We start from the raw sequence: 5,279 nt of genomic DNA on the forward strand, positions 1-5,279 counted from the left end.
CAGGAACCATAGCCGGTCCGAGCCGCCCTCGGCCAGCCCGGCGCCGACCGAGTACAGCGCGAGCAGCGGCAGGCCCGCCGGGGCGGCCGCCCGGAAGGTGACCGCCACCGCGTCCACGACGAGGCCGACCAGCAGCACCCCGCCCACGAGCAGCAGCTTGATGGCCGGGGTGGCCGGCGCGGGAATGGCGTACCGGCCGACGTCGTCCAGGCCCCCCTGCAGCAGCCGGCCGAACTCCTGGAGGACCTCGGGCCCGGGCAGCAGCCCGCCGAGGGCCTGCGAGCGGGCGAAGACCACCGTGAGCAGCAGCAGCCCCGTCAGCGCCTGCACGGCGACCGTCAGCCACCGGCGGGGCGTCAGCCGGCGGGCCACCGCACCGGCCGCCGACTGGACGGCCAGCAGCAAGGCGGCCTGCACCAGCCAGGTGCTCCGGTCGACCAGGGGCAGCATCGCGCAGGACGCGGTGAGCGTGGCCATCGTCGCGCCCACCGCGAGCCGTACGGATCCGCTCATGACCGGCCTCCCGCCGTGCCGTCGCGGGCACCGGCGGCCCGGCCGTCCGGCGAGGCCGCGAGCCGCCACAGGTCGGGCAGCGCCGCGCCGGGGGCGACGGGCAGGGCCGTCCAGCCCGCTTCCCGCAGCGCCCGCAGCCGGTCCCCGGCGCCCCGGCCGCCCGCCGCCGGCCCGGCCCAGGCGGCGGCGTCCACCACGAAGGCGACCGCCGTGCCGCTGCGCTGCCGCATCCGCGCCACGACCGCCGTCTGCTGCTCGTCCAGCTCGCCGAGGAACGCCACCAGCAGCCCCTCACCGCCGGTGCGCAGGGCGTCGAGGGCGGGGGAGAGGCCGGTGCCCTCGGAGTGGTCGATCAGGGCGAGGGCGTCCAGCATCAGCCCGGCCGTCTCCGCCGGGCCGTGGGCGGAGCCGCCGGCACCGTCCGGCCCCGGCAGCGAGCTGCCCGTGTCCGTCAGCAGCCGCACCGCGAAGCCGCGCTCCAGCAGGTGCACCGCCGCAGACGCGGCGCCGGAGACCGCCCACTCGAAGGGCGCGCCCGGCCCCGCCCCCGGGTAGGCCGCGCCACGGGTGTCCAGGAGCACCGTGCACTGCGCCCGCTGCGGCTGCTCCTCGCGGCGCACCATCAGCTCGCCGTGGCGGGCGGTGGAACGCCAGTGCACCCGGCGCAGGTCGTCGCCGTGGCGGTAGCCGCGCGGAATGACGTCGTCCTCGCCGGCCAGGGCGAGCGAGCGGTGGCGGCCGTCGCCGTGGCCGGCCGCCGTGCCGCCCAGCCGCACGGGCGGCAGCGCGTCCACGCGCGGCACGACCGTGAGCGTGTCCTGGGCGCTGAACGCCCGCGTCAGCTCGCACATCCCGAAGGGGTCCGTCAGCCGCAGCTCCAGGGGCCCCAGCGGATAGCAGCCGCGCAGCCCCGAACGGACCCGGTAGGACACCTCGCGCCGCCCGCCGGGCTCCACGCGGTCCAGGACGAAGCGCGGGCGCGGCCCGAGGGCGTAGGGCACCCGGTCCTGGAGCATCAGCAGGCCGGTGGTCAGGCGCGAGACGTTGTCGACGCGCAGGCCCACGCGGGCCTCCGCCCCGGCCGGCACCCGCGCGGGCGCCAGCCGCCGGCTGCCCGTGACCCGGTTCCGGGTGCGGTGCAGCACGATCACGCAGACCAGTGGCAACAGGGTCAGTAACAGCCCGACCCGCAGCAGGTCCTCCTGGCCCAGGACGTACGAGCAGCCGGCGGCGGCCACCCCGGCGGCCAGGAAGGAGCGCCCCCGGGTGGTCAGCCCCGCCAGCGCCGCTCCCAGGCTGCCCCGGGCCGTGCCCGCGGCGGCGTTTGGGCGGCCGGCGGGCGGCATCACAGTCTCCGCGCGCCCGGCGGCTGCTGGCCGAACGGGTCGGGCACCGGGGTGCGCTGGAGGATGTCGAGCACGACCTGCTCGGCCGTGCGCCGGTTCAGCTGCGCCTGCGCGGTGGGCAGCAGCCGGTGGGCGAGGACCGGCACGGCCAGCGCCTGCACGTCGTCGGGCAGCGCGAACTCCCGCCCGGCCAGCGCGGCGGCCGCCTTCGCCGCCCGCAGCAGGTGCAGCGTCGCCCGCGGCGACGCGCCGAGCCGGAGCTCGGGATGGTGCCGGGTGGCGCCCACCACGTCGACCGCGTACCGCCGGACGGACTCGGCGACGTGCACCGCGCGGACCGCGTCGACCAGCTTGACGATCTCGTGGGCGTGGGCGACGGGCTGCAGGTCGTCCAGCGGGGACGGGCCGCCGTGCACGTCCAGCATCCGCAGCTCCGCCTCCGGGCTGGGGTAGCCGATCGACACGCGCGCCATGAAGCGGTCGCGCTGCGCCTCGGGCAGCGGATAGGTGCCCTCCATCTCGACCGGGTTCTGCGTGGCCACCACCATGAAGGGGCTCGGCAGCTCGTAGGTGTGCCCGTCGACGGTGACCTGGCGCTCCTCCATCGACTCCAGCAGCGCCGACTGGGTCTTGGGCGAGGCGCGGTTGATCTCGTCGCCGATCACGATCTGCGCGAAGATCGCACCCGGCTTGAACTCGAAGTCGCGGCGCTGCTGGTCGTAGACGCTCACGCCCGTGATGTCGGACGGCAGCAGGTCCGGCGTGAACTGGATGCGCCGCACCGAGCAGTCGATCGAGCGCGCCAGCGCCTTGGCGAGCATCGTCTTGCCCACCCCCGGCACGTCCTCGATCAGCAGGTGTCCCTCGGCCAGCAGCACGGTCAGCGAGAGCCGTACGACCTCCGGCTTGCCCTCGATCACACCCTCGACCGACCTGCGGACACGCTCGGCCGTCGTGGAAAGATCGCTCAGGCCCGCTCGTTCGTCATAGGTCGTCACCCGGCCCTCCTCGGCACATCGCGAAGGGCCCCTGGCCCGTCGGCACGGACCGGCCCACCCCATGGCGTGGACACCGCGCCCGCAGTCGCGGAGGCGGTGCCCCTACGCATTCTTGCCGCCTGCGCGGCATCCCGTCACGGCCTGTGGATAACTCGCCGGGCGCGTCCCGTCAGGGCCGCGGGTCGATCTCCCGCAGCAGGCCCGTCGTGACGTCGAAGACGAAGCCGCGCACGTCGTCGCGGTGCGGGAGGAACGGCGAGGTGCGCACCCGCTGCATGGACTGGCGCACGTCCTGGTCCAGGTCCTTGAACGCCTCCACCGCCCAGGCCGGCCGCTGGCCGACCTCGGCCTCGATGTCGTGCCGGAAGTCCTCGGTGAGGTTGAGCAGGCCGCAGCCGGTGTGGTGGATCAGCACGACCGAGCGGGTGCCCAGGGCGCGCTGGCTGATGGTGAGGGAGCGGATGATGTCATCGGTGACCACACCGCCGGCGTTGCGGATGGTGTGGCAGTCGCCGAGCTTGAGGCCCAGCGCTGCGTGCAGATCGAGCCGGGCGTCCATGCAGGCGACGACCGCCACTTTCAGGACGGGACGGGCGTCCATGCCCGGGTCGGTGAACGCGGCGGCGTACTTCGCGTTGGCCTCGACCAGACGGTCGGTCACCGTGCGGGAGTCGGGCCCGGGGCCGGAGCTGGGCTTTTGCGGCTGAGACGCGGATATCGACATAGGGATGAAGGTAGTCGGCCCCCGGCCGCGACGCACGCGCGGAGTGACGCGCTGGCCAGTTGGTTGACCAAGGGGACGAGTGGACTAAAGTGGCGCGAAGTGGGAGGCGTGATGCTCCCCTCGGATCCGAAGAACCACCACGTGCGCGCGGTGCGCACGTACCCTCTCGGCCTCCTCCCGCTCCCGGTCGTTCCGGTGCCCCTTCCGCGGTGCCGAAGCGGCCGCTTCCCCTTCGAGCGGGCGGGGACCCGGGCGGTGCGTGCCGCCGCGCCTCCCCGTACCTCTCAGAAGGGCGCATGAGCAGCAACGCGCGACACGTCCCCGTCATGCTCCAGCGCTGCCTGGACATGCTCGCCCCCGCTCTGACCGAGCCCGGCGCAGTCGTCGTCGACTGCACGCTCGGCGCCGGCGGCCACAGCGAGGCGCTGCTCACCCGCTTCCCCGAGGCCCGGCTCGTCGCCCTCGACCGCGACCCCACCGCCCTCGCGCTCGCCGGGGAGCGGCTTGCCCCCTTCGGCGACCGCGCCACGCTCGTGCGGGCCGTCTACCACGAGCTGCCCGACGTGCTGAAGCGGCTGGGCATCCCGCGCGTGCAGGGCGTCCTGTTCGACCTGGGCGTCTCCTCCATGCAGCTCGACGAGGCCGACCGCGGCTTCGCCTACGCGCAGGACGCGCCGCTGGACATGCGCATGGACCAGACCACGGGCATCAGCGCGGCCGAGGTCCTCAACACCTACCCGCCGGGCGAGCTGGTGCGCATCCTGCGCGCGTACGGCGAGGAGAAGCAGGCCAAGCGGATCGTCTCCGCCATCGTGCGCGAGCGCGAGAAGGAGCCCTTCAGCAACAGTGCCCGCCTCGTCGAGCTCATCCGCGACGCCCTGCCGCAGGCCGCCAAGCGCACCGGCGGCAACCCCGCCAAGCGCACCTTTCAGGCGCTGCGCATCGAGGTCAACGCCGAGCTGGCCAGCGTCGAGGCCGCCATCCCGGCGGCCGTCGCCGCGCTCGCGGTCGGCGGCAGGATCGCCGTGCTGTCGTACCAGTCGCTGGAGGACCGCATCGTGAAGTCCGTCTTCGCCGCGGGCGCCGCGAACACCGCCCCGCCCGGCCTGCCGGTCGTGCCCGAGCAGTACCAGCCGCGGCTGAAGCTGCTGACCCGCGGTGCGGAGCTGCCCACCGAGGAGGAGGTCGCGGAGAACCGGCGCGCCGCCCCCGCCCGGCTGCGCGGCGCCGAGCGCATCCGCGAGGACATCCCGTGACCCCGGCGGCCCGCCGGGGTGCCCGCCTGGGCCGGCTGCTGCCGGCCGGGGCCGCCGGGGCCCGGCGCACCCCCTTCGTCCTGCTGGTCGTGGTGCTGCTCGGCTCCGGCCTCATCTCGCTGCTGCTGCTGAACTCCTCCCTCAACCAGGGTTCCTTCGACCTCAGCCGCCTCCAGCGCAAGACCACCGAGCTGACCGACGAGCAGCAGGCCCTGCAGCAGGAGGTCGACCAGCTCGCCGCCCCGGACGCCCTGGAGCGCCGCGCCCGCGAGCTGGGCATGGTCCCCGGCGGCAGCCCCGCCTTCCTCAACCCCGACGGCACCGTCAGCGGCATCCCGGCCCCGGCCGGCCCCCACGGCGGCGCCGCCACCCCCGCCGCCTACGAGGCCCCCGCGGACCCGCGCGCCCCCCTGGCGCCGCGCGCGCCCGTCGCCGTCCTGCC

General features: G+C 75.3%; 6 protein-coding genes. 2 read left to right on the plus strand and 4 right to left on the minus strand.

Annotated elements, in window-relative coordinates:
• From LE181_RS28640 to LE181_RS28655, 4 genes are all read right to left on the minus strand, one after another.
• A partial coding sequence (locus LE181_RS28640; RefSeq protein ID WP_225664416.1) for a transglutaminaseTgpA domain-containing protein occupies window positions 1-513 on the minus strand: 513 nt, incomplete at its 3' end.
• A complete protein-coding gene (locus LE181_RS28645) occupies window positions 510-1,859 on the minus strand; it encodes a DUF58 domain-containing protein (RefSeq protein ID WP_225664417.1) in 1,350 nt (449 codons plus the stop codon). The genes LE181_RS28640 and LE181_RS28645, both read right to left, overlap by 4 nt.
• Complete coding sequence (locus LE181_RS28650; protein WP_225664418.1) at window positions 1,859-2,857, minus strand: AAA family ATPase; 999 nt, start codon at window positions 2,855-2,857, stop codon at window positions 1,859-1,861. The genes LE181_RS28645 and LE181_RS28650 overlap by 1 nt, the downstream gene beginning before the upstream one ends.
• Window positions 2,858-3,026: 169 nt before the next feature.
• The gene (locus LE181_RS28655) at window positions 3,027-3,581 is read right to left on the minus strand and encodes a beta-class carbonic anhydrase (RefSeq protein WP_225664419.1); all 555 of its coding nucleotides are present in this window, start codon (window positions 3,579-3,581) and stop codon (window positions 3,027-3,029) included.
• Window positions 3,582-3,877: 296 nt separating this feature from the next.
• Between LE181_RS28655 and rsmH the strand changes: the two genes are divergently transcribed.
• On the plus strand, window positions 3,878-4,837 hold the full coding sequence (gene rsmH / locus LE181_RS28660) for a 16S rRNA (cytosine(1402)-N(4))-methyltransferase RsmH (RefSeq protein ID WP_225664420.1): 960 nt from the start codon (window positions 3,878-3,880) through the stop codon (window positions 4,835-4,837).
• The coding region (gene ftsL / locus LE181_RS28665; RefSeq protein ID WP_225664421.1) for a cell division protein FtsL at window positions 4,834-5,279 on the plus strand (446 nt) is incomplete at its 3' end. The genes rsmH and ftsL, both read left to right, overlap by 4 nt.

Source organism: Streptomyces sichuanensis (assembly GCF_020328095.1).
Taxonomy (GTDB): domain Bacteria; phylum Actinomycetota; class Actinomycetes; order Streptomycetales; family Streptomycetaceae; genus Streptomyces; species Streptomyces cinnamoneus.

What these genes read in the sequence shown, in the direction of transcription:
- LE181_RS28645 (WP_225664417.1), bottom strand. Translation starts at nt 1,859, where the DNA reads ATGCCGCCCGCCGGCCGCCCAAACGCCGCCGCGGGCACGGCCCGGGGC.
- LE181_RS28655 (WP_225664419.1), bottom strand. Translation starts at nt 3,581, where the DNA reads ATGTCGATATCCGCGTCTCAGCCGCAAAAGCCCAGCTCCGGCCCCGGG.
- rsmH (WP_225664420.1), top strand. Translation starts at nt 3,878, where the DNA reads ATGAGCAGCAACGCGCGACACGTCCCCGTCATGCTCCAGCGCTGCCTG.